The following is a 24,462-nucleotide window of genomic DNA, read 5'->3' as shown; positions in this document are numbered from 1 at the left end:
CCCACCACCCGGCCTCCGAACGCGCCGTTGCCCAGGTCCATGTCCATGTCCAGCGTGCGGCCCAGCGGGTCCTCTCCCGGCCAGAAGCGGCGCGCCGCCTCCGCGTTGATCAACACCGCGCGCCCACCCGCGCCCCGGTCCTCTGGCAGCAGCCCCCGGCCGCGCAGCACGGGCACCCGCAGCGCCTCCAACGCGCCCGGCGTGACGATGCGCATGCTGGCCTGCCAGGGCTCCGTGCCCGGCGCCACCGGCCGCTGCGGGTCTCGCACCGCGAGCGTCCACCGCTTCCCTTCCATGGGAACTGCATTCACCGCGCCCGCCACGGTCACTCCGGGCAGGCCCCGCAGCCGCTCGAGCAGCCCGTCGTAGAAGGCCGCGGGCGCCGCGCTGCCCATCGCGTAGTGGATGGGTGGCAGGCTCAGCTTCACCGTCAACACGCCCTCCGGCTGGAAGCCCGGGTCGACCCTCCGCAGGTGCACGAAGCTGCGCAGCAGCAGCCCCGCGCTCACCAGCAGCAGCACCGCCAGCGCCGTCTCCGCCACGATGAGCGCCGCGCGGGTGCGGTGGTGGTGCGCGGCGCCGCCCGCGCCCTCGCCCGCGGTCCGCAGCACGCGCGCCAGCTCCACCCGCGACGTCTGCCACGCCGGCACCAACCCGAAGAGCAGCGTGGTGAACACCGACAGGCCCGCGGTGAACGCCAGCACGGTGCCATCGAGCGACACCTCGTCGATGCGCGGGATGTCCCTGGGCCCGAACGCCGCCAGCGCATCCAGCGCCCACATCGCCGCGAGCAGCCCGGCCCCTCCACCCAGCACCGACAGGAGCGCGCTCTCCATCAGCAGCTCCCGCGCGATGCGCCCCCGGCTGGCGCCCAACGCGAGCCGCACGGACGTCTCCGCCTCGCGCGACGCGGCCCGCGCCAGCAGCAGGTGCATGAGGTTGGCGCACGCGATGAGCAGCACCAGCCCCACCGCGCCCAGCAGCAACAACAACGAGGGACGCACCTGGCCCAGCAGCACGTCGCGCAAGGGCTCCACGCTCGCGCCCATGTCCGCGTTCGTCGCCGGATACCGCGCCGCCAGGCTCCGCGCGACCGCCGCCGCGTCGGCCCTCGCCTGCTCCAGGCTCACGCCGGGCCCCAGCCGCCCATACACCTCCAGCCAGTGCGCGCCGCGCGCCTCCGGCTTCGTCATGGACTCGTCCTGGGTGAGCGGCGTCCACAGCTCCGCGCGCGACGGGAAGTCGAAGTCCGGCGCCATCACGCCCACCACCGTCCAGGGCAGCGGGCCGCCCAGGCTCACCGTGTGCCCCAGCACGTCGGGGCTGCCGCCGAAGCGGCGCTGCCAGAGCGCATGCGACAGCACCGCGACCTGGGGCGCCCCCGGCGCGTCATCCCCGGCCTGGAGCGCGCGGCCCAACTGCACGCGGGGCCCCAACACCTGGAAGAACCCGGCCGTCACCATCGCGGTCTGCACCTTCATCGGCGAGGCCTCCGTCCGGTCCGCCCCGAGCGTCACCATCGCGGGCGCTACACCGGCGAGCCCCTCGAAGGCCCGCGTCTGTTCGCGCAAATCCAACAGGTCCGGCGGCGACGTGGGCCCCGGCCCCTGCCGGCCCACGCTGAACAGCCGCACGAGCCGCGCATCGTCACGCAGGGGCAACGGCCGCAGCAGCACCGCGTGCACCACGCTGAAGATGGCGACGTTGGCGCCAATGCCCAGCGCCAGCGTGGCCACCGCCACAAGGGTGAAGGTGGGGCTGCGACGCAGTCGCCGCAGCGCGAGCAGGAGGTCTTGGAGGAGGAGAGCCATGGCGGACGCCGTTGAGCATGGCGCATGCCAGGGAGCCCGGACAGCCACGCCCAGGCGACAGGGCGGAGGAACTGACCGGCGCTGGGAATCCGCGTCCCGCTTCCGGACACGCGCACGTGCCTTCATGCGGCGCTGACGCGAAAAAAGAACGGGAGGGCATCCGCACGGGCGCCCTCCCGTTGCTGTTTCAGCAGGGCATCAGCTCGCGCGCGATCGCTTGCGACGGGTGGCCAGCGCGACGAGCGCCAGCCACGCGAGCGGCGCCACCGGGGCCGCGCCGCAGCCGCAGCCGGAGTCGTCCTGGGGCAGGGGATTGTTCGTGCCCGCGTCCGGGGTCCCCGTGCCGGCATCCGGCTCACCCGCCTCGCAGCTTCCGTCCCCGACACAGACCGTCACCGTGGCCTCGGCGGTCGCGCCCTGCGTGTCCACCACCACGAAGCGCACGGTGTGCGGGCCCGGAGAAAGGCCCGTGGTGTCCCAGAGGGCAGGCGCGCCACCGAAGTAGAAGCGGTTGTCCGAATTGACGTCCGTGTAGACCTGCGTGCCGTCCACGTAGAACCCGGCGCCGGTGCAGCCCACGTCGTCCTCGCACTCGCCGAAGAACTCCGCCGTGGCGCCGGACACTCGCTCGCCCTGGGTGGGGCGGATGAGGATGGCGCGAGGCGGCTCATCCGCCTTCGTGGTGAGGGTGAAGGCCTGTTCCGCGTCCGGCGACACACCGTTGGCCGCCCGCACGCGCACGTCCACGGTGCCCGCCGCCGACGGCGTCCAGGTGATGAGGCCGGTGGCCGCGTCAATGCTCATGCCCTGCGGCACCGTGCCCTCCAGCGAATACGTGGGCTGCGGCCGGCCCACCGCCTCCACGTCGTAGCGGTAGGCGCTCCCCGCCACGGCGGTGGTGACGGGCGTGGAGGAGATGGTGGGCTGGAGCGGTTCGTCATCCACCTCCACGGCTTCCAGCGTGCGCGCGTCCAGGCCGGGCATGGCGAGCGTGATGGTGGCCGTGCCGTCCACGTTGTCCGCGTCCTGCGCCGCCCGGAGCGTGACGGTCTGAGGCGTGTTCCAGTTGGACGTCGTGAACGTGAGCGTGGACGCGGAGGTCACGGTGAGGTCCGGATCCCCCTGCGTGGCCGCCACGGTGACGGTGACGTTCGACGAGGGCCTCAGGGACAGGGACACGTCGAAGGTGGCGGTGCCGCCCTCGGGCACGGTGAGCCGGGTGGTGGACAGCACCAGCCGGGCCGAGTTGGTGTCGATGGTGGTGGCCACCACCGACTCGGTCGTCAGTCCCTCCGAGGCCACGGTGAAGGTGGCGACGTCCGCATCCGCGTCCGCGTCCTCCACCGCCTCGAGCACCACGACCTGCGGCGCGCTCCAGTTCGCGGTGGAGAAGGTGAGGGTGCCACCGCCTGTCAGGCGCAGGTCCTCGGAGCCGCCCATGGCTCGCGCCACGCTCACCGTCACGGGCGCGGTGGGCGCCTGGGCCAGCCGCACGGTGAAGGCCGCGCGTCCGCCCTCCATCAGGCGCAGGTTGAGCCCGGACACGACCAGCTTCTGACCGGTGGCCGTGGGCGTCACCCGGCGCACCACGCCGTTGGTGTACCCCAGCGCGTAGAGCGCGCCATCCGGCCCCACGCTCATGTCCACGTTGGCGGAGAAGCCCGTCCCCCACTCGTCCACCGTCGCCACCGAGTTGTCCGCCGCCAGCGTGGCGCGCGTCACCTGGGCGCTGTTGAAGTCGCCGAAGAAGTAGTTGCCGCGGTACTCCGCCGGGAAGAGGGTGGCGTCGTAGAAGACGCCGCCGGTGATGGAGCCGCCCAGCGCCTGCGTCGTCGCGTTGCCCCCGCCGCTGGTCGCGTCCGGCAGGCCCGGCTGGGCCACGGTGAAGGTGGTGGTGGTGGGCGCGTTGTTGGCGCTGGCGACGTAGAACTCGCCGTTGAAGCTCGCGACCCCCACGCCTTCGAGCGTGAGCTTCTCCCCCTTGCGGAAGCCGTGCGGCGTGGCGGTGGTGAACGTGGTGATGCCCCCGCTGCGCACCGCGCCCGTGGCGGTGAGGTTGCGTGAGTCAACCGAGTTGGTGCGGTACTTGATGACGGGGGTGATGGAGTCGTTCCCGACGGGCTGGTTGTTCTCGTAGTCGTTGTAGCCGGCGTGGCTGCGCCGGGTCACGACGAGGACCTGCTCGTAGCCGTCTCCCACGTCGTTGACCCACAGGAGTCCGGTGGTGGGCTGGAACGTGAAGGTGAACGGGTTTCGCAGGCCGCGCGCCCAGATGTATTCGTTGTTGGGGCCCACGCCGTCGTTGAACGGGTTGTCATTGGCGGGCGTGCCGTCCAGGTTGGCGCGGCCCACCTTGGCCGCCAGCGACGTCAGGTCCGCGTCCACGCCGGAGCCGTTGCCCAGGTCGCCAATGGCCCAGTACAGCTTCCCGTCCGGCCCGAAGCCAAGCCCGCCGCCGTCGTGGTTGTTGCCCGCCGTGGGCAGCCGCGTGACGACCTCCGTGCGCGCGATGCCCGTGCCGTTGGAGTCCGTGTAGCGGACGATGCGCTGCTCGGAGGCGGAGACGGTGACGAAGAAGTAGACGTACCGGTTGACCACGTAGTTCGGGTCGAACGCGATGCCGATGAGGCCACACTCGCTGTTGGTGTGGACCGCGGGCTCCGTGGCGAACGTGCGCGTCACCAGCGTGGAGGTGCCGGGCTGCGTCTCCAGCACACCGTCCTTCATGGCCACCGTCCGCACGACGCCGTTCTTCAGCGTGACGAACAGGCGCCCTGAACCATCCGGCGCCCACGCCATGCCGGTGGCGGGGGTCAGGCTGGTGGACGAATAGCTCGTTTCCACGAAACCAGCCGGTACGGCGGCCCGGGCTGGCGCGGACATCATCAGGAACAACAGTGAGGCCATGAGGGGGGTACGCATGGCCCCGAACCTACCGTACCTGGAGTAGGGCCCGGTGCCCTACCCGGAGGACCCCCTACCGCGTCGCGGTGAAGCTCCGCTTGATGTGGCACTTCACGCTGTTGTCCTCGGAGGAGAGGAGCTCCAGATCATACGTCCCCTCAATGACGGACCTGTCGGTGGCCGACCGGGGCGAGGGCGCGGCCACCGTCGAATCGATCCGGACGGTGCGCCTGACGCTCTTTTCGGTGAGGTACTGCGCGGTGGAGAAGTAGAGCCGCCGTGCGGGCTCACCCTCGTAGTAGGCCGACAGCGTCTCGTCGCCGAACTTCGCCGTGACGTAGCTGTCGGACAGGGTCAGCACGAGCGGTCCCTGTGGCAGGCCGAACCCCAATGCCTCGCATCCCTCGCCCGGAGGCGATGAGTCCGCGAACTGGAGCGTGTAGGTGCCCGCGATGGCGCATCCCTCCTCACATTCAGGAACGCCGCTGCTACAGCCCGGGTTCCCCATGCCGCTGCCCATCGTCATCATGCCCACGGCGAGCAGCACGGGGATGCGGAGGAACGTCACGGCCTTCGGGGAACGGGCGCTGCGCGAGGACTCGATGTGCATGAAGGACTCCAGGTGGAACGGGCGGGCGTCAGACTAGCCAACGCCTGCCCTGGTCCGCACCTGGGGTCCGTGGTGTTTCACATCACGACATCGTGCGTCACAGCGTGACGTTGCCGGACACCACCTCGGTGAACTTGCAGGGGATGTCGCTGGAGAGCGTGGCGCAGGTGGACGGCTGCGCCGGGGTCCACGTGGTGGCGTTGAGCTTGATGGCCGCCTGCGAACGCTGACGGTAGACGCCCGCCGCGTAGGGCGTGGGGTTCGCCGTCTGGCCACCGAAGTCCGTGTTCGTCTCCGGCCAGCAGCTGCGGCTGCCCGGCACGGCCGTCCAGGTGACCGTGCCCGTGCTGCTCACCGACTTCTGCTCCACGGTGGAGCAGATGTAGATGATGGGGTAGTCCTGGTCGCAATCCCAGGCAGACGCCTGGGCGCTGATGGGACCCCCAATGTCATACGTGTAGGGCTTCGTCGCTTCGACCACGCAGGTCGTGCCGGGGATGGCCTTCGTCACCTGGGACTGGACCTGCGCGATGTCGCCGCCGGTGGAGTCCGGCTCCGTTGTTTCCGGCGCGGGGCCACAGGCGCTGAACGCAAGGGCCACCACGGCGAGGCTGCACGTCTTGAGCTTGAACATGTGGGGTGTCTCGGGGGAAATGAACCTGACGCGCTGTCACCGCCCACCGTTTGAATCCCATGCATCAACATGGTTTCCAGGTGAGCAGTGACTAGCTTGCCAGCAAGGTAAATCCGTTCATCCCCTGCCGTCCACCCACGCGCGGTGCAGGAGCGTGGGCAGGACACCCCGTGAACTCAGGGCTTGCGGGACGCCACGGCGGGCGCGGCGCTCATCGCCTGGCTGAGCTTCCGGGAACCTTCCGAGAAGGCGCCGCGTGCGATCTCCTGCCCGGAGGTGCCGAGCACCTGGGCGAACACGTGGTCGAACCCCTTCTCCAGGCCCATGGACTTGTGGGGCTCACCCTTGGAGTCCGCGACCATGTAGAGCGACGAGTCCAGCTCGGCGGGCGGTGCCTCGCCCTTCTGGCGGTACAGGTCCTTCATGGCGGCGAGCGACTCGTTGTGGCTCTTGCGGATCTCCCCGCGCGCCATACCCTTGAAGAGGCCCGGGACGTCGCGCAGGTCCACGTGGATGACGACGATGGGCTTCTTCTCACGCACGTCGTAGATGAACTGGGAAGCGCGCTGGCGCAGCTCCTCCTTGGTGCCCTTGTTGGCATACAGCACCAGGGTGGGACGGCCCTGCCCGATGGGGACCTCCTTGCCGAACACGTCCTTGAGTTCAGCGGCGCTGGCCGGGAGAGCTCCCAGCAATCCGAGCAGGCAGGTCAGCAGGGCGGTCTTCTTCATGCAGTGGCTCCGAAGGGTGAAGAATCGCATCGGGTCCACAAACATCGTCACCCCCACCCTGAATCCCGACGGATGAATTCAATCCGTCTCTTGTGAAGAGGGGCCGACGTAGCGAGCCCTGGGGCGCAGCAGGTGTCCCTGCTCCCGCTGCTCCAGCACGTGGGCCACCCAGCCCGCCGAGCGCCCCACCGCGAACACCGTCGCCGCGGCGCCCTTCGGCAGCCCCAGCGCCTCCGCCAGCATCACCAGCCCCACCTCCATCGAAGGCGCGGGATGTCCCGCGTCGCGCATCACGTCCACCAGCGCGGAGCCCACGCGCACCGCTCGCGCATCCGGGCGCAGCGCCCGCGCGGCCTGGATGAGCGGGGGCGTGCGCGGGTCTCCCTGGGGATACAGCCGGTGGCCGAAGCCCGGCACCGATTCGCCCCGGTGGACGTACGTGTCCACCACCTCCTTCGCCCGCTCCGGACGGCCCACCTCCGTGAGCAGCGCCTCCACGCGGTCGCACGCGCCCCCGTGCTTCGCTCCGGAGAGCGCCGCCATCGCCGCGCCCACGCACGCGTACAGGTCCGCGCCGGAGGATGCCGTCACCCGGGCGGCGAACGTCGACACGTTCAGCTCATGGTCCGCGCAGAGCACCAGCGCCTGGTTCAACGACGCCGGGGCGTGTGATGAGCGGGCGTCCCACGCGTGCGCCAGCGAGTCCGCCACCGTCCGTTCCCTCAGGGCGGGGCCTACGCGCTCCGGCGCCCGGGCCGCGCACACCCACGCCGCCAGGTGACGCAGCAGTCCCCGGGCCCGCGCGAGCTCCTGGTCCGGTGGTGCCGCGAAGCGCCCCGTGTCCCGTGCGCCCAGCAGGGACACCAGCGTCGCCAGCACCTTCGCGGGAGGCGTGCCCTGGGGCAGGAGCGCCGCCAGCGCGGAGGGCGGGAAGGGCGCTCGCGGCGCGGGCCACGTCGTGTCCCGGTGTTTCGGCAGCACGCCGGACCAGAGCAGCTCCGCCACGTCCTCGAAGGCGCGCCCCTTCGTGGCCAGCTCCACCGCGGAGTGGCTTCCCCGGTACGCCAGGCCCTTGGCCTCCACGCGCGACACGGCGGAGTCGATGACGGGCTCGCCCCAGCGCAGCGCTCCCGCCGCCACCGCCGCGTGTCCCGCCCTCGCGTCGTGGCGGACCTTCAGCCGCTCCAGGTCCGCGCGTGCGTAGCGGTTCTCCTTCGTTCCCTGCACCGGCACGCACCGCACCAGTCCCCGGCTCACGTAGGTGTAGAGCGTCGCGAGCTTCACGCCGAGCAGCGCCGCGGCCTCGCTCGCCGACACCAGGGCTTCCTCCCGCTCAGGTCGATGGTCGAATCGAGATTGAGAGCGTCCACCGCGGCGTCTATCCATGCTCCACCCACCTCCTGGAATCAGAGTGTCGGCGCGGCGCGCAGCCGCTGTCGACGTGTCTTTCCTCATGGACGCGTGGAGCCCCGAACCCTGGAGGACATGCCATGCAGGTGGACTTTGGCCGCACGTCGGAGGACTACGCCCGGCACCGCGCCGGCTTCCCGGAGGCCTTCTTCGAACGACTCATCCGTGAGGGCGTCTTTCATCCGGGCCAGCGCGTGCTCGACCTGGGCGCGGGCACGGGCACGCTCGCGCGGGGACTGGCGAATCGCGGGGGCGACGTCACGGCGTTGGACCTCTCTGCGTCCATGTTGGATTCGGCCCGCCGGCTCGCGAGCGACGAGGGGCTGTCCATCGACTTCCGCGTGGCTCCGGCGGAGCGGACCGGCCTGCCTTCGGAGTCCTTCGGGCTCGTCACCGCCGGCACGTGCTGGCATTGGTTCGACCGCGCCGCCGCGGCCCGCGAGGCCTTCCGGGTGCTGGCGCCGGGAGGACGGCTGGTCATCGCGCACTTCGACTGGCTGCCTTTGCCGGGCAATGTCGTGCAGGTCGTCCACACGCTCATCGATACATTCAATCCCTCGCAGGTCGCGCCCTACGTCGAATTCGGACACGACGCCGGCATCTACCCGCGCTGGTTCCAGGACGTCGCCACCGCGGGCTTCACCGGCCTGGAGTCCTTCTCCTTCGACACCGTCGTCCACTACTCCTACGAGGCCTGGATGGGGCGGGTGCGCGCCAGCGCCAAGGTGGGCCCGGTGCTCTCCGCGGAGGAGGCCGCCCGTTTCGATGTCGCGCACGCGGAGCTCCTCGCGGAGCGTTTCCCCCAGGCGCCGTTCGCCGTGCCGCACCGCGTGTTCGCGCTGGTGGCCACGCGTTGAGTGACAGAAGTGGAGGCCCGCGGTGTTCAAACCGCCAGCACTTCGCTGGAGGCCAGAGACCATGGGCATCACACTGGACCGTCGCTCCCTCATCCAAGCCAGCCTGGGGCTGACCGGAGGGCTCGCGCTCCTCCGGGGCGCTCCCGCCGCGGCGGCCGGACAGCCGTCCACGACCGCCTCGTCCACCGAGGAGCCCCGGCCCTGGTGGGAGCTGGGGCTGATGGCGGACCCCATCATGGAGAGCCAGCTCCTGCACTTCCTGGCTGGGACCTACAGCGCGCAGGCGGACATCAGCGAGGTGCTGGACACCGCGACCCGCATCGTCGCGGGGGATGACTGGAGCTGGCCCAATGAGTGGGTCCGCACCGCCGACCGCATCCGCGCCATGGGCGACGTGAGCCTGTCCCGCCGTCATCCCATCAGCGCGGGCAATGCCTACCTGCGCGCCGCCAACTACTACCGCGCCGCGCTCATCCACCACCCCGAGCCCAGCCACCCGAGCGTGGTCGCCACCGGGCGCAAGGCGGTGGAGGACTACAACAAGGCGCTCCCCCTGCTGAAGATACCGGGCACGCCCGTGCGCATCCCGTACGAGGGCACCACGCTGCCCGGCTACTTCTTCCGCGCCCCGAGCGCCCGGAGCATCGCGCCGCTGCTCATCTTCCAGCAGGGCCGCGACGCGTGGCCGGAGGAGTCCAAGTACGTCATCGACGCGGCGCTCGCGAGGGGCTACCACTGCCTCATCGTGCACGCGCCCGGCCAGGGCATGGCCATCCGCGAGCAGGGGTTGCCCTTCCGTCACGACTGGGAGCAGGTCATCCGCCCGGTGGTGGACTTCGCCCTGTGCATCGCGGGCGTGGACTCACGGCGCATCGCGCTCCTGGGCTGGAGCATGGGCGGAGCGCTGGTGCCGCGCGCCGCCGCGTTCGAGCGGCGCATCAAGATCCTCATCCCCAACCCGGGCGTCCTCAACTGGGGCGAGTCCTCCTTCGAGCAGTTCAACATGTACTTCCCGGAGCTGATGCCGCTGCTGGACAGCAACCCCCAGGCCTTCGACGCGGCCATGGCCCAGCTGATGGAGCAGGTATTCCTCTACCGCTGGTACATGAAGGACGCGATGTCCAAGCACGGCGTGAGCACGCCGTCGGCCCTGCTCTTCGAGCTGCGCCGGTTCAACAACGAGCCCATCGTCCACCGCATCCGCTGCCGCACGCTGGTGATGGACGGCACCGCCGAGGCGTTCTCCCAGGGGCAGGCCCGGCTGCTCTTCGACGCGCTGGAGTGCCCGAAGGACTACATGCTCTTCACCACCCAGGACACGGGGCTCTTGCACTGCCAGGAGGGCGCGCAGGCCGTGGCCAACCACCGCATGTTCGACTGGCTGGACGAGTACCTCTGAGGCTCAGTCCAGCACGCCGCTGGACTCCCCACCGAACAACACGAACTCCGCCTCTTCCAGCGTGGAGAACGCCCGGCCATGGCGCTTCAGGTAATGGGAGAGGCGGATGGCGAGTCCATCACCCATCAGCATGAAGTCCCGCACGAGCGCGCCGTCGCGGGGCATGCGCGTCCAGTGCTGAAGCTCGCCGGCCACCAGCGCATAGGTGCCTCCGAGCCGCGCTTCCTGTTCGAGGATGTGCTTCACCGCCGCGGCCTCACGCTGCCAGGCCTGGGTCTTCCGGGCCTGTCGCCGCGTCATCGCAGGTTGCTACCCAGCACGGCGCGGAAGACGGCCTCCACCTCCTGCGCGTCCACGCCCAGCTCACGGGCCCACGCCCGGCGCACGGCGAGCAGCGCCTCCGTGCGAGCGGGCTCGTTCCCGGTCTTCTGGGCGCGCCGCTGACGGCGGGCCAGCTCCTCGCGGCGGGCGAGCAGCTCCACCAGTTCGCGGTCGAGCGCATCGATGTGCTCGCGCGGCTCGCGGGGCGCAGGTGCTTCTGGCTCCAGCCCGGGCACGGCGACGCCCGAAGCCTCCGGCGCCTGCGCCACCGCGGGCGCTGCCTCCAGGTCGCGGTGGATGTCCTGGAGCGCGGCGAGCAGTTGCCCTCGCGCCTGCGTGGCGAAGGGATTCTCCTGCTGGATGGCGTTGAAGAGGTGGCCCGCGTCCGCGCGCACCGTCTCGATGGTGCGCGACAGCGCCTTGAAGCTGGCCGGCGCGAAGGGCACGTCCGCCGCCGCGCCGGAGTCCACCATCCCCTTGGCCACGAAGAAGGTGAGCGCATGCGTGCGCGCCATCACCTCGTCATGTCCCTCGGGCGTCTGCTCAATCACCTCGCAGCCCAGCCCCTCGTAGAAGCGCCGGGCGCGTGGGGCCGCTTCCGGATGCAGCGGGTTGGGGCAGAGCACGACGCGCATGGGGCGCTCGGCCATGGCCAGGCTCAAGGGGCCGAAGAGGGGATGGGTGCCCACCCAGGGCACCCGCGCGCCCAGCACCTCCGTCAGCGCCTCCACGGGCTTCACCTTCACGCTGCCCACGTCCAGCACCAGGTGCTCCGGCTTCAGGTGGGGCCGCAGCGAACGCAGCACGTCCCGCATCTGGGGCACCGGCACCGCCACCACCACCAGCTCCGCCCCTTCCAGCAGCTCACTCACCGAGTGCGCGCGGAGCGGCTCCGGGATGTCCGCCACCGGGTCCAGGGCGCGGTGCTCCACGCCTACCGCCTCCAGCAGTGTTCCCAGTGCGCGTCCAAAACGTCCGTATCCCACGAGTGCGACATGCGGCATGCGCCGGAGTCTACGCGGGCACGCGGCCAAGAAACGACCGCCGGGTCCCTCGTGAAGAGGGGCCCGGCGGGGGACGACTTGCCAGGATGGACGGCCGGGGACTACCGCTTGAGGACCATCTGCTCCGTGAGGCAGGAGTCCGTCTTCTCCGGGACGACGAAGAAGGGCTGCTGGCGGCTCAGGCCCTGGGTGGTGCCCAGCCAGCCGTCGCCAATCTGCCCGGCGCCGTCGTACACCAGGGCCAGCCAGTCATTCTGCGACGCCGGGAAGAGGTCCACGCTGTCGGAGTCGCGGTTGAAGTTGTAGGCGAAGGACGCGGCCTGGATGGCGCCGCTGCCGTTGATGTCCAGGTTCGCGCTCGCGGTGCCCGTGCGCTGCACGCCGTTGATTCGCACGCCGATGCGGGCCAGGTCCGCCTCCGTGGTGGGGGCGATGGGCGCGAAGGCGGACACCTCGTTGACGGACGTCTCACTCACGGAGGCGACGCGGACGCGCGAGTAGTCCAGCACGTTGTCCACGCCGTCGATGCGCAGGCCGAACGTCTGGTACTCGTAGTTCATCACGCTCAGGTAGTTGGGCTTGTAGTTGGCGCCGTCGTTGCCGCCGTGCTGCAGGCCGATGTTGTGCCCCAGCTCGTGCATGAGGGTGCCGGCCTGCTGCAGCTCCGTGCCGCCCGGCGTGGACCAGCCGCCCAGCGTCACGATGAGGTCATGGGCGGGGATGCCGCGCGACAGGCCGCTGGAGGTCGTCGTGCCGTAGGTGTTCGCGAACAGGGCGTAGTGGAAGAAGGGCGCCCGGCGCGACTTGAAGTACTTGCTCTTGATGGTGTCCACGCCCACCCAACCGGTGTCCAGGTTGGAGATGGCGTCCGCGGCGGCGATCTGCGAGTCCAGCACCAGGTGCAGCGCGATGCCCGTGGTGCCGTTGGGGTTGGACACCGGAGCGTTGGCGAAGGCCGTCGTCACGCTGTCCAGCGCGCCCTGCGTGGGCTTGCGGTCCGCGTAGTAGTCCACCTCCACGAAGACGTCCTTCTTGAGCGGATTCGCGCCCCAGTAGCGCAGGTCCACGCCGCCGTAGCCGAACAGCTCCGCGAAGTCGCTGATGCGGTCGCCGTCCGTGTCGGAGCTGTTGGGGTTGGTGCCGTAGCGGGCCTCGGCCGCGTCACAGACGCCGTCGCCGTCGGAGTCCACGGCGTTGAGCGCGCACAGGTACACGGGCTGCACGGCGGAGACCTCATACTCGGTCCCGTCCTGCGTCATCGTCGTGTACTTGGGCCGGTGGTAGACGGTGACGGACCGGAAGCCCGCGCGGGAGTAGACGAGCCGCACCGCCTCCTCGCCGGACGCCGCGGTGATCAGCTGGACGTTGTTCTCACCGTGGCGGTTGCCGTAGGCGTCGAAGACATAGAGGCCGGACGAGTCCGTGGACTGGGTCGCGAGCCCGGTGCCACAGCCGGTGCCGCTGCAGGTGCCGGAGGCGACGATGACCGTCACGCCTTCCACGGCGCTGCCCGACGCGGAGTCGTAGATGTAACCGTAGACACACCCATTCAAGCCGACGAGACCCATGGAGGCCGTCAGCAGGCTCTTGTAGAACGTGGACATACTTCCCCCTCGGAGGAACCAGGGGTTGGCTTCTGTCGCCAACCGCCACATCTACGGCGCGCGCGGCGGATATTCTTTCGGGATTTATTTCCCGGCGGCGGCCTATCGGTTGAAGGGGTACTCCTGGATCCAATGGAAGCCCCGGTCCACCAACTGGAAAGTGGAGGCCTCCACCTTCTTGAGCCGGGCCTGGACGGAGGCGCCCCGGAAGACGCCTTCGACGACGAGGTGCCCCGCCTCCGGGCGGGACCACGCCAGCGTGAACGCCTCCGGGTCGTTCTCCCCGGGGTAGCTGTTCGCGGTGAGCTGGAGGCGCTGCTCCGGGGCGTCCGCCATGCGGAAGCGCTTGCCCGTGTCGTCCATGAAGCGCAGGGCCAACCGCTCCCGGGTGCCAATCAGCACGTAGCGCCAAGCCGTGGCGTCGCCCGCGAGCAGCGGCACGGCCTGTCCGTCGCGGGTGAAGGACTCCACCACGTAGACGCCGTGGAGCGGATGGCGCGGCGCGTCCTCTCCGTGGCTGGCCTGCCGCTCCAGCGCCTTGCTCGCGTCCGAATAGAGGACCCACCCCGCGAAGAGGACCTTCACCGCCCGGCTGCCGCGCTCCGTCCACGGGCGCGCGAAGGGCGTGCGGAACACCACCGGCCGGGTGGGCCGGTTGAGCACCAGCACGTTGGCGATGCGCTCCAGGTCCGGCAGGAGCAGGAACACGGACATCAGCAGGAGGTGGGAGGAATAGAGCTTCACCGGCACGTCGTACGCCAGGTTGAGCGCCACCACGTTGGTCATCACTGCGGCCACCAGCACCGCGCCGAGCGTCGTGGTGCGCCGGAAGAGCAGCAGCACCCCGCCCACCACCTCCAGGCCCCCCGTGAAGAGGTTGAAGCCCCGCGAGTAGCCCATGAAGGTCCACATCAGTCCCATGGGGGATGACTCGCCAAGGGGCTGCACCAGCTTCTCCGGGCTGGGGAAGGGGAACTGCATCCAGAGGACCTTCGACAGGCCGTAGGACACCAGCGTGTAGGCCAGGAAGTAGCGCAGGGCGATGCGCAGCAGGGCGTGCGCCGTCTCATGCCGCGTGGGCGTCCGGGCCCTCGCGGACCAGGCGGCGGTCACCAGGCCCGCGAGCGCGAGGAAGCACAGCAACTGGACATGGTTGTACGTCGTGTCCCCGCTGCCGTTGGGGAACACGGTGATGGCGGTGTCCAGGTGCAGGACGTGCTGGCCCACCCAGGGGACGAGGGCCTGCCACGCTTCGCGGTACGCGCCGCTGAGGCGTTGCGTGCCCGGCAGCATCCCCAGGGGGAAGGGGAGGACGTGGAGGAGGAGGTAGACGCTGGCGAACCGGAACGCGAGCCGCCGCGCGAGGCTCCACCCGGAGGTGGGCGCGGCCGGGGCCGGGCTGGTCGCATGCAACGCGGAGGATGTCTCGGCGGGGGACGCGGCTTCGGAGGGCGCGTGGGTCATGGAGCATGGAGCCTGGAGCCAGGGTGGCCGGGTTGACAGCGAGGGCTGTCTGTCTTATCTCAATTCCATCATGAGGCCCGTCACCATCCATGCCCTGCCGACCCTGAGCGCCTTCGCGCCGGCGGCGGACGTGCGCCTCGCCCCCCGTCACGAGGTCCTGCTCGATATTTGAGCAGGCGGACCGGAGTCCTCCGGTGCGCGCGTGGCTGGTTGCCCGCGCACCGTGAGCTCTGTCTCCGCCCGTCCCCTCCCTGGGGGTGCCTTCGTGTGTCCTCGCGCCATCCCGTGGCGGCCTGACGTGCCGCTCCGGCCCTGCGTGCGCGTGCGCACCTGAAGACAGCCACCGGTCCATTCCACTCATCCAACCGGCGTCTCAATCCAATACACACCCGCGGGCCTCGCTGCCCGGACGGGAACGGGAGTCTTCCATGTCTCGCACCACGCGCATCGAGCGGTATCGCAACATCGGCATCATGGCCCACATCGACGCGGGCAAGACGACGCTCACCGAGCGCGTCCTCTTCTTCACCGGCCGCATCCACTCCACGGGCGAGGTGCACGCGGGTTCCACGGAGATGGACTGGATGGAGCAGGAGAAGAAGCGCGGCATCACCATCACCTCCGCGGCGACGACTGCCTTCTGGCAGCCCCGGCACGGGCGGGAGGCGGGCGTGCCCCACCGCATCAACATCCTGGACACGCCGGGCCACGTGGACTTCACCATCGAGGTGGAGCGCTCGCTGCGCGTGCTGGACGGCGCGGTGGCGGTGTTCGACGCCAGCCAGGGCGTGGAGCCGCAGTCGGAGACGGTGTGGCGTCAGGCGGACCGCTACGGCGTGCCGCGCATCGCGTTCATCAACAAGATGGACAAGGTGGGCGCGGACTTCGCCCTGAGCGTGCAGTCCATGGTGGACCGGCTGGGCGTGCGCCCGGTGGCCGTGCAGTGGCCCGTGGGCGACGGCGCGGACTTCCAGGGGCTCGTGGACCTGGTGCGCATGCGGCTCGTGCGCTTCCAGGGCGACGACGGCGGCTTTGACGACGGCGCGCCCATTCCTCCGAAGCTGGTGGAGGCGGTGTTGCCGTACCGCATGCGCCTCATCGAAGTCTGCGCGGACCTGGATGCGGGCGTGATGGAGAAGTTCGTGGACGGGCGCGTGGAGGACATCACCGCGGAGGAGCTGGAGCGCGCGCTGCGCGCCGGCACGCTCGCGCGGACACTGGTGCCGGTGCTGTGTGGGTCGGCCTTCAAGAAGAAGGGAGTGCAGATGCTCTTGGATGCGGTGGTCAGCTACCTGCCGTCACCCGCGGACATGGCCGCCGTGGAGGGCTTTGCGCCCGTCACCGGCGAGCGCGTCAGCCGTCCCGTGTCGGACTCGGGTCCGCCCACCGCGCTGGCGTTCAAGCTGATGAGCGACAAGGCCGTGGGAGGCATCGTGTTCCTGCGGGTGTACTCGGGCACGCTGCGTGCGGGCACCGTGCTGCTCAACCCCGTCACCGGACGGAAGGAGCGGGTGGGGCGCCTGATGTTCATGCACGCCAACCGCCGCGAGGAGGTGGCGGAGGTGCACGCGGGCGACCTGTGCGCGGCGCTGGGGCTCAAGGGCGTACGCACGGGCGACACGCTGTGCGACCCGGAGGCGCCGGTGGTGCTGGAGGCGTTGAACGTGATGGAGCCCGTGGTGCAGCTCGCCGTGGAGGCGCGCTCCCCCGCGGAGCTGCCGAAGCTGGAGGAGGGCCTGCAACGGCTGGCGGCGGAGGACCCGTCGCTGCGCCTGGGCGTGGACCCGGAGAGTGGCCAGGTGCTGCTGTCCGGCATGGGTGAGCTGCACCTGGAGGTGGTCGTGGACCGGTTGAGGACGGAGTTCGGCGTGGAGGCGCGCGTGGGACAGCCAAAGGTGGCGTACCGCGACACGCTCCGGAGCGCGGTGCGCCAGGAGTACCGGCACGTCCGCCAGTCCGGCGGGCCCGGACAGTACGCGCGGGTGGTGCTGGACGTGGGGCCGGCGCCGCGAGGGGCGGGGCTCGTCTTCGTGGACGCCACGAAGGGCGGCTCCATTCCCCGCGAGCTGGTGCCCGCCATTGAAAAGGGCGTGGCCGGCGCCATGGCGAAGGGCATGCGGGAGGGCGTGCCGCTGGTGGACGTGGAGGTGCGGCTGGTGGATGGGGACACGCACGTGAAGGACAGCACGCCGCAGGCCTTCATGGTGGCGGGCTCGCTGGCGCTCCAGGAGGCCGCGCGGCGCGTGGGGGTGCAGGGGCTGGAGCCGGTGATGGAGGTGGAGGTGGTGACGCCGGAGGAGTTCCTGGGCGACGTGCTGGGCGACCTGGCGTCGCGGCGGGGACGGGTGCTGGGGATGGAGGCGAAGGGGGCGGCGCGGTGCGTGTCCGCGCGCGTGCCCATGGCGCGCCTGTTCGGCTACGTGACGGCGCTGCGTGGCCGCACGCAGGGGCGGGCCCAGGCGAGCATGCGCCTGGGGACGTACGAGCCGGTGCCGGAGTCGGCCGCTGGCCTGGCGGCCGAGGCGCGGGCGTGAGGTGACGGCCCCGGGCTTCCCGACGAGGGGAGGCCCGGGGCCGTGCTGTCTTCGCGGGAAATCGAACCCCGTGTCGATTTCCGGGGCGCTCATTCGACGTGCATTTGATTGAGTTCGCGCCGTGACGATGTCCAAGGCGCAGGCCGCGGTGCACGCGGTGTGGAGAATCGAGTCCGCCCGGCTCATCGCCGGGCTTGCGCGCATGGTGCGCGACGTGGGGCAGGCGGAGGAGCTGGCGCAGGACGCGCTGGTCGTGGCGTTGGAGAAATGGCCGGTGTCGGGCGTGCCGGAGAACCCGGGCGCGTGGCTCATGGCCACCGCGAAGCGCCGCGCCATCGACGAGATGCGCCGTCACAAGCTGCTCGCGCGCAAGCACGAGGAGCTGGGACACGGGCTGGAGGAGGCGGAGGTGCCAGACCTGGACGCGGCCCTGGACGACGACGTCGGCGACGACCTGTTGCGCCTCATCTTCACGTCCTGCCACCCGGTGCTGTCCCCGGAGGCGCGGGTGGCGCTCACGCTACGGCTGTTGGGCGGCCTGACGACGGATGAAATCGCCCGCGCGTTCCTGGTGCCGGAGCCCACGGTGGCCCAGCGCATCGTCCGGGCCAAGCGCACGCTGGCGGAGAAGGGCGTCCCCTTCGAGGTCCCTCACGGCGAGGAGCTGGCGGCGCGGCTCGCGTCGGTGCTGGAGGTCGTCTACCTCATCTTCAACGAAGGCTATGCCGCGACCGCGGGCGATGGCTGGATGCGGCCGGAGCTCTGTCAGGACGCGCTGCGCATGGGGCGCATCCTCGCGGAGCTGGCGCCGGGCGAGCCGGAGGTGCACGGGCTGGTGGCGCTGATGGAGATTCAAGCGTCGCGGTCCCGGGCGAGGGTGGGGCCTTCGGGAGAGCCAGTGTTGCTGCTGGAGCAGAACCGCGCGCAGTGGGATCAGCTCCTCATCCGCCGCGGGCTCGCGGCGCTGGAGCGCTCGGAGAAGGCCGGGCCGGCGGGGCCCTACACGGTGCAGGCCTCCCTCGCCGCCTGCCACGCTCGGGCGCGCACGCCGGAGGAGACGGACTGGCCGCGCATCGCGGCGCTCTACGCGGTGCTCGCGCGGCTCACGCCGTCGCCGGTGGTGGAGTTGAACCGCGCCGTCGCCCTGTCGATGGCGTTCGGTCCCGCGGTGGGGCTGGAGCTGGTGGATCAGCTCGTGGCCGAGCCGTCGCTCAAGCACTACCACCTGCTGCCGAGCGTGCGCGGCGACCTGCTCCAGAAGCTGGGGCGGCTGAAGGAGGCCAGGGCGGAGTTCGAACGGGCGGCGTCGCTCACGCGCAACGCGAAGGAACAGGTGCTGCTTCGCGCTCGTGCCGCGGCCTGCTCGGGCGAGAAGCCGTCGTAGTCCCGCGCGCTAGGGATTGTGGCAGCTGACGAGCTGGGTGATGCCGGAGCCCTTCACCCGGTAGTCGAAGTTGTGCTTGCCGGCGTCGTGGGCGGACTCGACTTCCGGCTGGGCCCTGAGCCAGGACACGGTGGCGGCGATGTCGGCGCAGGGGGTGGGAATCTCCTGCGTGAAGCGCTGGTCCAACGCCTGCCACCGGCGGCTTCCTTCCTCGTAGCCCTTGCGCCGCGCCTCCACGAACGCCGGGGTGACGATGGTCACCTCCCGCGTGTCCGAGCCCCGGGTGCTGCCGTCCGCGAAGCGCGCCTCCACGGACAGCCGCACGGTGCGCGCGGTGGACGTGTCCAGCGTCAGCTCCGTCGTCACCTCCGCCGCGCCCGCGGGCACGGGCACCGTGGCGAAGCGCTTCTTCACCTTGCCCCGTGCATCCACCTCCACGAATGTCACCGAGGCCACCGGGGGAACGACGCTGTCGAGCCCCGACGCCTCCAGCGTCAGCGCGGCCTTCGTGCCCGTGACGTATTCCTCCGGCGCGCCGCGAAGGCCGAGCAACCGGAGGCCATCCGCGTCTTCGTCCGGGAGCTTCTGCTCGCACTTCAGGGGCAGCTTCACCGGGAGGGCCTGCTGGAGGACGGGCTCGTCCTTGCACGACAGCTCCGCGCGCAGCGTCACCGCCAGGGACGACTTCCCAGCGGCGCAGGCCCGGGTGACGTCCCGGACGGACCACAGCGGCAGGTCGAAGGTGAAGTCCTGACCGGTGTACGCGGAGTCCGCTGCGGGCTGGAACGTCCGGGGCAATCCCTTGCTCGGACCACTCAGCACCACCTTCTCCAGCCGGTCGGGGCACCGCGCGTCCAGGGTGAGCTCCGGGTGGATCCACAGCCCGGTGAAGCCGCCTCCGTCCACGGACCTCGGCTGGCCCTCCTTCACCGAGGCCTCGCTCTGGTGGCGGAGCTCGAGGCCCGGCTTCTCACGCGGCGTCCGGTGCAGCTCCCGCAGGCGCCGGGCTTCATGCAGTTGCTGCTGGAGGAGCGACAGCCGGGCCCGCTTCTCCGGGGGCAGGGGGAAGCCGGGGAACTCCTCGGCGGGCCGCGGATCATCGCGCTTGAGGGCGACGTAGCGGCCGTCCTCGCGCGTGTTCCCCACGAAGAGCAGGAGCGGTTCATCCCAGGTGGAGATGAGCGCATCGTGCGGGTCCGTCTGGCCGAGCTGCTCGATGGGGCCCCGCGCGAACGTCCGCTCCGGTGACTCGATGCGCAGGATGCGCGTGCCGGGCGTCAGCTTCGCCTGGTCGGCCGGCCTCCCTGGCACCACCTGGGTGATGATCACCGCCTTGCCGTCGGACTGGACGGTGAAGCCGGAAGGCTCCACCGCGACGGAGAATGGCGCCGCCGCGAGGAGCCACGTGGTGGCGAACAGGGACGTCGCTGCACTCAGGAGCAGGGGAGCGGCGGGCATCCGTGAAGCATGCCCGCCCTCCCATGCGTCACGCGCTCAGGCTCAGGGCCGGGGCGACAGCTCCAGGTTGTCGAAGTTCGTGTCCCAGCCGTTGGACGTGATCACCGTGAAGACCGTGCAGGGCTGCGTCCAGGTGGGCACCACGTGCGTCACCTGTCCCGCCGTCAGGGGGAAGGTGAGGGTGGGCAGGTCGATGCACTTCAGGGTGAGCGTGGCGCCGCTGTCCCAGGTGAAGGCATCCAGGCCCAGGATGCGACGCTGGCCGATGATGCCCAGGTTGGCCTGGGTGGGGCCGCCGCCGTTGAACGACACACTCTTCGTGGTGAACCCACCCCAGGGCGACGCGATGTACCAGCTGTTGAGGCCGAACTGGATGGGGCCATACGTGCCGTTGAGGGTCTCGTCCTGGCCGGGGATGGTGTCGAAGGTGACGAGGTTGGTGGACGCGCCCACGGGGATGGCCAGCGCGTGCGTGTTGTTGCCCGGCACGAAATCCGTCTCCGAGGACGAGAGGGTGGCCTGGCTGGTGAACGTCCCGGCGCTCAAGGGGATGGCCTCCACGTGGACGGTGAAGCTCGCGCCCGGCGCCAGGGTGGGGGCGCCACACTGCAGGTCACTGAAGAACCCGCAGTGCCCGCCGTTCACCGGCGGCGCGTTCGCCGAGTAGAAGAAGTAGTTCAAGCCCGCGGGGATCGGGACGTCGAGCACGACGTTGGTGGCGGTCGCCGGGCCATTGTTCGTCACGGTGATGTCGTAGAAGAGCACGTCACCGTTGGCGCCCGTGCCGGCGGGGAACGACTGCGTCACGGCCAGGTCCACCGTCGCGGGACCGCTGGGCTCCGAGGGGACGAACGTCACGTCCACCCAGAAGTTGGTGTTGAGCCACGCCTCCGTGGGGAACGCGCTGCCGTTGAGGTTGCGAACGCCGTTGCCGCTGGCCTCCAGGGTGGAGGGCGCGTGCAGCGGGGGCATGTCCACGCCCGCGGTGCTGAAGTAGTACGGGGTGATGGCATAGCGCCCGCCGGTGGCGAAGTACGACACGACGTAGGTCGTGTTCGCGGCGAGGCTCACCGGCGTGGGGAAGGACAGCTCGCGCCAGCCGAAGCCCGTCTCCGCGGGCGTGGTCTCCGTGGTGGCCAGCAGCGTGCCGGTGGCGCTCCACAGGTGGCCCACGTGCGGGCCGTTGTCGGTGCTGCCCTTGTAGTAGCGGACCTTCGTCACCGTGCCCGCCACGTCGGTGCGGAACTTCACGCCGACCTCCGTGGGGGTGGCGTCGGCGTTCTCGTACTGCGGGTCGCCCGTCACGCTGTTCCACAGGCTGCAGGGGTTGCAGGCCATGTTCGGGAGCGTGGTGGCGTTGATGATCGTGGAGGACGCGCTGAGGTTGCCGGCGGCGTCACGGCCGCGCACGGCGTAGTTGTACCCGGTGGAGGGCGTCAGGCCGGTGTCGCGGTAGCGCACGGTGGTGCCGGGCAGCTCCGCGATGAGCTCGTTGTTCCGGTACACCAGGTGCCAGCGGGCATTGCCCTGCATCTCACCATTGCCGTCCACGGACGCGTACCAGGTCAGGTCGATGGCGGTGGACGAGCTGGGCAGGGCGGTGACGTTGGTGGGCGCGCGAGGCGCCGTGGTGTCGTTGGGCTGGAAGGCCACGTCCACCCAGTAGTTGCTCGCGTTGAACGAGCTGGTGGGGAATCCGCTGGTGCCATAGCGGTAGAGGCCGTTGTTGGACGCCTCGGCGTGCAGGGGCGGCGCATCCAGCGCGGACGCGAAGCCGTTGCTCGTCACGGCGTAGTGCCCCGCGGGCGCGTGGTACGAGACGACGTAGTTCGTGTCGGCGGCGATGGTGACCGGCGAGGCGAAGCGCACCTCCTGCCAGCCGGACGCCGTCTCGTCCTGGAAGGTGGCGGTGGCCATCAGCGAACCGGACGCCGTCCAAAGGCTGCCGGTGTGCGTGCCCGTGTTGCCGGCGCCCTTGTAGAAGCGCACGCCCATGATCCGTCCCGGAGCGTCGCTGCGGAAGCGAACGCCCAGCTCCACCGCGCCGCTGTCGTCCGCGGCCGTCACGGCCGGAAGCGCGGTGGTGCCCAGGAGCGACCGCTCACCGGCCAGCAGAGGCTGCGCGGCGGTCGTTGTCTCCGGTGTCTGCTGTGCAGGCGGTTCCGCCGGAGCACAGCCCGTCTGAATCCAGGTGAAACCCAACACGAACGTCGTGACCCATCGTGATGCATGTCGAAGCACGTCGGACTCCTGGCATGAGTAAACCGACGGTGGCTTCTCATGTTGTCAACATGAAATCCATGTATTCCATGGATGGTTGACATTTCTCGCGTGGCTGACGGGAAAAGGTCAGGGTCCCCGAGACAATTCCGCCAGGAATTGAAACAGCGCAGTGGGTGACCATGGCGGAGAAGTGGCCGCGAAGGGCCAATGCCAGACACCTCCTGGGCTCAACGCAGCAGGGCGTTGAGGGTGCTTGCCAGCATGAGGAGGAAGGGCGGTCCGAACAGGAAGAGGAGGATCATCCATGCGACGACCTTGCGCTTCCGGCCGCGCTGGACCTGGGCGCCCGAACCCTTGCGGTCGGCGCAGTCCTCGCACACGCCGGTGGTGGCGCCATCGCAGCTCGCGCACAGAAAGGTGCCGCACCGCTCACAGGTCCGTGTGGCGCGCTGGCCGTGCACCGCGCATTGCGCTTCCTCGGAATCGGGGTCTGGCGTCGCGGTAGGACCGCTCCCGGCGGGCTCCTCATTCGGCACGCTCCGGAGCAGCTCCCGCGCGTGCTCGAGCTCGCTGGACGGGACCAGCACCCGCAGCTCGATGAAGGCCCCGGCCACGCCCAGCATGGAGCGGTGCTGCTCGCCCTGGACGAGGCATGGGATGCCGTTCGCTTCGAGCAGGGCCCGCACGAGCGCGGACTCGGATTCGTCGCCGCAGGTCGTGAGCAGCTGGAAGTCGTGATCGGGGATTCCCAAGAAGGGCTCCGGTGGGGCCCTCCAGGGGCCTGTGGGCGTTGAATGCACACGAGTCTCCCGTAGGACGGGAGCCCCGGGCAAACGGGCCGTTCCTCCTCTGGAAGGCACCGTCGCTTCACGCTCCGCGAAGGAACTTCCACTGCCGGACATCCGCCGGGTCGTGGGCCGCCCTCGGGGGGTTGTGGGGCTGGAGCGCGTGCCTAGCTTGGCCGCGTCCATGACGAACGAAATGCACCCGACGGCGCGCCCGACGCGCGTGGCTCACGTGATGTATGGCCTGGAGATGGGCGGACTCGAACAGCTGGTGGTCCGGCTGTCCCAGCATGGCCGCGAGCGGGGCATCGACTCCGTGGTGCTGGCCCTGGGGCCGGACGGTCCGGTGCGCGAGCTGCTCCAGCGCGCCAACGTCCCCACGGTCTGGTTGGGAGGCCTCGCCGGCATGACGCCCGCGGCCATCCGCCGGCTGGCCCAGGAGGTGGACGCCTTTGGAGCGGACGTGGTCCATGGCCACGACGTGGGGCCCTGGCTCAACGCCGTCGCCACCCGGACGCTGCGTCCGCGCACGCCGGTGATGGGCACCTTCCATCAGACGGTGGAGCCGCAGGGCAAGCTGCGCCCCGCGGCCATGGCCGCCGCCATGTTCACCCAGTCGCTGGTCGCGTGCGGCAGCGAGGTGCGCGCCAGCCTGGAGCGCTGGAGCCCGAAGCTGCTCTCCAATGTGGTCACCATCGAGAACGGCGTGCCGCTGGAGGTGGCTACGGGCGAGGAGGCCCGCCGGGCCGCGCGTGAGCGCCTGGGCCTGCCCCAGGACGCCACGGTGGTGGGCTACCTGGGCCGCCTCTCCGAGGAGAAGGGCCCGGACCTGCTGGTGGATGCCTTCCTGCGCCACTTCGCGGACGCGAAGGACACGCACCTGGTGATGATTGGCCCCGGCCCGATGGAGGCCTCGTTGCGCGCTCGCGCCGCCGCGTCTCCGCTGGCCGGTCGGGTGCACTTCACGGGCGCGCTGCTGGAGGCGAGCAAGCTCCTGCCCGCGTTCGACGTCTACGTGCAGCCGTCCCGTCGCGAGGGCCGCTCGCTGTCGCTGCTGGAGGCGATGGCGGTGGGGCTGCCCACGGTGTCGCACGCGATTCCCGCCATCCGCGAGGTACACAGCGATGGTCAGACGGCGCTCCTGGTGAGGTCCGAAGATGTGGATGCGCTCGGTGGCGCGGTGAAGCGCCTGACCCACGACGCGGAGCTGCGCTCCCGCCTGGGCGAGGCCGCGAAGCGCGAGGCGCAGCGCTACTCGCTGTCCACGATGGTGGACACGTACGCGAAGCTCTACCGGGGTGCCGCGGCTCGCGCCCAGGCGTGAGCGGC

General features: G+C 70.5%; 18 protein-coding genes. 5 read left to right on the top strand and 13 right to left on the bottom strand.

Translation table 11 applies throughout. The features are described 5' to 3' along the window. The 6 genes from D7Y21_RS19140 to D7Y21_RS19115 form a co-directional block, all read right to left on the bottom strand. Nucleotides 1-1,811, bottom strand: a 1,811-nt coding sequence (locus D7Y21_RS19140) for an ADOP family duplicated permease (protein WP_121714875.1), incomplete at its 3' end; no start/stop codon positions are given. Nucleotides 1,812-2,009: 198 nt separating this feature from the next. Further along, a complete protein-coding gene (locus D7Y21_RS19135) occupies nucleotides 2,010-4,733 on the bottom strand; it encodes a PQQ-dependent sugar dehydrogenase (RefSeq protein WP_121714872.1) in 2,724 nt (907 codons plus the stop codon). A 55-nt stretch (nucleotides 4,734-4,788) separates the two neighbouring features. Further along, nucleotides 4,789-5,325, bottom strand: a complete 537-nt coding sequence (locus D7Y21_RS19130; RefSeq protein WP_120563652.1) for a hypothetical protein — start codon at nucleotides 5,323-5,325, stop codon at nucleotides 4,789-4,791. 97 nt (nucleotides 5,326-5,422) lie between these two features. Continuing rightward, nucleotides 5,423-5,959, bottom strand: coding sequence for a hypothetical protein (locus D7Y21_RS19125; RefSeq protein ID WP_121714870.1), 537 nt, complete (start codon nucleotides 5,957-5,959; stop codon nucleotides 5,423-5,425). A gap of 176 nt (nucleotides 5,960-6,135) precedes the next feature. Continuing rightward, complete coding sequence (locus tag D7Y21_RS19120; protein WP_120563768.1) at nucleotides 6,136-6,690, bottom strand: hypothetical protein; 555 nt, start codon at nucleotides 6,688-6,690, stop codon at nucleotides 6,136-6,138. 78 nt (nucleotides 6,691-6,768) lie between these two features. Further along, nucleotides 6,769-8,007, bottom strand: coding sequence for a citrate/2-methylcitrate synthase (locus D7Y21_RS19115; protein ID WP_233612191.1), 1,239 nt, complete (start codon nucleotides 8,005-8,007; stop codon nucleotides 6,769-6,771). A gap of 173 nt (nucleotides 8,008-8,180) precedes the next feature. Between D7Y21_RS19115 and D7Y21_RS19110 the strand changes: the two genes are divergently transcribed. Further along, nucleotides 8,181-8,957 carry a class I SAM-dependent methyltransferase gene (locus D7Y21_RS19110; RefSeq protein WP_121714867.1) on the top strand — a complete coding sequence of 259 codons (777 nt, stop codon included), beginning with the start codon at nucleotides 8,181-8,183 and terminating at the stop codon, nucleotides 8,955-8,957. Nucleotides 8,958-9,018: 61 nt separating this feature from the next. After that, nucleotides 9,019-10,356 carry a S9 family peptidase gene (locus D7Y21_RS19105; RefSeq protein ID WP_121714865.1) on the top strand — a complete coding sequence of 446 codons (1,338 nt, stop codon included), beginning with the start codon at nucleotides 9,019-9,021 and terminating at the stop codon, nucleotides 10,354-10,356. Nucleotides 10,357-10,359: 3 nt separating this feature from the next. Here D7Y21_RS19105 and D7Y21_RS19100 read toward each other — a convergent pair whose 3' ends face one another. From D7Y21_RS19100 to D7Y21_RS19085, 4 genes are all read right to left on the bottom strand, one after another. Continuing rightward, on the bottom strand, nucleotides 10,360-10,656 hold the full coding sequence (locus D7Y21_RS19100; protein WP_121714863.1) for a hypothetical protein: 297 nt from the start codon (nucleotides 10,654-10,656) through the stop codon (nucleotides 10,360-10,362). Beyond that, a complete protein-coding gene (locus D7Y21_RS19095; RefSeq protein ID WP_121714861.1) occupies nucleotides 10,653-11,681 on the bottom strand; it encodes a prephenate dehydrogenase/arogenate dehydrogenase family protein in 1,029 nt (342 codons plus the stop codon). Before D7Y21_RS19095 ends, D7Y21_RS19100 begins: the two co-directional genes overlap by 4 nt. 101 nt (nucleotides 11,682-11,782) lie before the next feature. Further along, nucleotides 11,783-13,285: a hypothetical protein gene (locus D7Y21_RS19090; protein ID WP_120563645.1), complete on the bottom strand. Its 1,503-nt coding sequence runs from the start codon at nucleotides 13,283-13,285 to the stop codon at nucleotides 11,783-11,785. Nucleotides 13,286-13,387: 102 nt separating this feature from the next. Next, nucleotides 13,388-14,749 (bottom strand): DoxX family membrane protein, encoded by a 1,362-nt coding sequence (locus tag D7Y21_RS19085; RefSeq protein WP_121714859.1) that lies wholly within the window; start codon nucleotides 14,747-14,749, stop codon nucleotides 13,388-13,390. Nucleotides 14,750-15,177: 428 nt separating this feature from the next. Here D7Y21_RS19085 and fusA point away from each other — a divergent pair, with 428 nt between their 5' ends. Beyond that, nucleotides 15,178-17,283: an elongation factor G gene (gene fusA, locus D7Y21_RS19080; RefSeq protein ID WP_121714858.1), complete on the top strand. Its 2,106-nt coding sequence runs from the start codon at nucleotides 15,178-15,180 to the stop codon at nucleotides 17,281-17,283. Between the two features lie 127 nt (nucleotides 17,284-17,410). Continuing rightward, nucleotides 17,411-18,667 carry an RNA polymerase sigma factor gene (locus D7Y21_RS19075; RefSeq protein ID WP_121714856.1) on the top strand — a complete coding sequence of 419 codons (1,257 nt, stop codon included), beginning with the start codon at nucleotides 17,411-17,413 and terminating at the stop codon, nucleotides 18,665-18,667. A 9-nt stretch (nucleotides 18,668-18,676) separates the two neighbouring features. Here the strand turns inward: D7Y21_RS19075 and D7Y21_RS19070 are convergent, their stop codons facing one another. The 3 genes from D7Y21_RS19070 to D7Y21_RS19060 all read right to left on the bottom strand — a co-directional run bounded on the left by D7Y21_RS19070 (nucleotide 18,677) and on the right by D7Y21_RS19060 (nucleotide 23,100). Next, nucleotides 18,677-20,125 (bottom strand): hypothetical protein, encoded by a 1,449-nt coding sequence (locus tag D7Y21_RS19070; RefSeq protein ID WP_121714854.1) that lies wholly within the window; start codon nucleotides 20,123-20,125, stop codon nucleotides 18,677-18,679. Between the two features lie 42 nt (nucleotides 20,126-20,167). Continuing rightward, nucleotides 20,168-22,366, bottom strand: a complete 2,199-nt coding sequence (locus D7Y21_RS19065; RefSeq protein ID WP_121714852.1) for a DUF4082 domain-containing protein — start codon at nucleotides 22,364-22,366, stop codon at nucleotides 20,168-20,170. A gap of 209 nt (nucleotides 22,367-22,575) precedes the next feature. Beyond that, nucleotides 22,576-23,100, bottom strand: a complete 525-nt coding sequence (locus tag D7Y21_RS19060) for a DUF2007 domain-containing protein (protein ID WP_158619273.1) — start codon at nucleotides 23,098-23,100, stop codon at nucleotides 22,576-22,578. Nucleotides 23,101-23,317: 217 nt separating this feature from the next. Here D7Y21_RS19060 and D7Y21_RS19055 point away from each other — a divergent pair, with 217 nt between their 5' ends. Beyond that, nucleotides 23,318-24,457 carry a glycosyltransferase gene (locus D7Y21_RS19055; RefSeq protein WP_120563638.1) on the top strand — a complete coding sequence of 380 codons (1,140 nt, stop codon included), beginning with the start codon at nucleotides 23,318-23,320 and terminating at the stop codon, nucleotides 24,455-24,457. Nucleotides 24,458-24,462: the final 5 nt, after the last annotated feature.

The organism is Corallococcus sp. AB045, assembly GCF_003668895.1.
In the GTDB taxonomy this organism is placed as follows: Bacteria; Myxococcota; Myxococcia; order Myxococcales; family Myxococcaceae; genus Corallococcus; species Corallococcus coralloides.
This window is presented reverse-complemented; position numbering and strand designations above follow the sequence as displayed.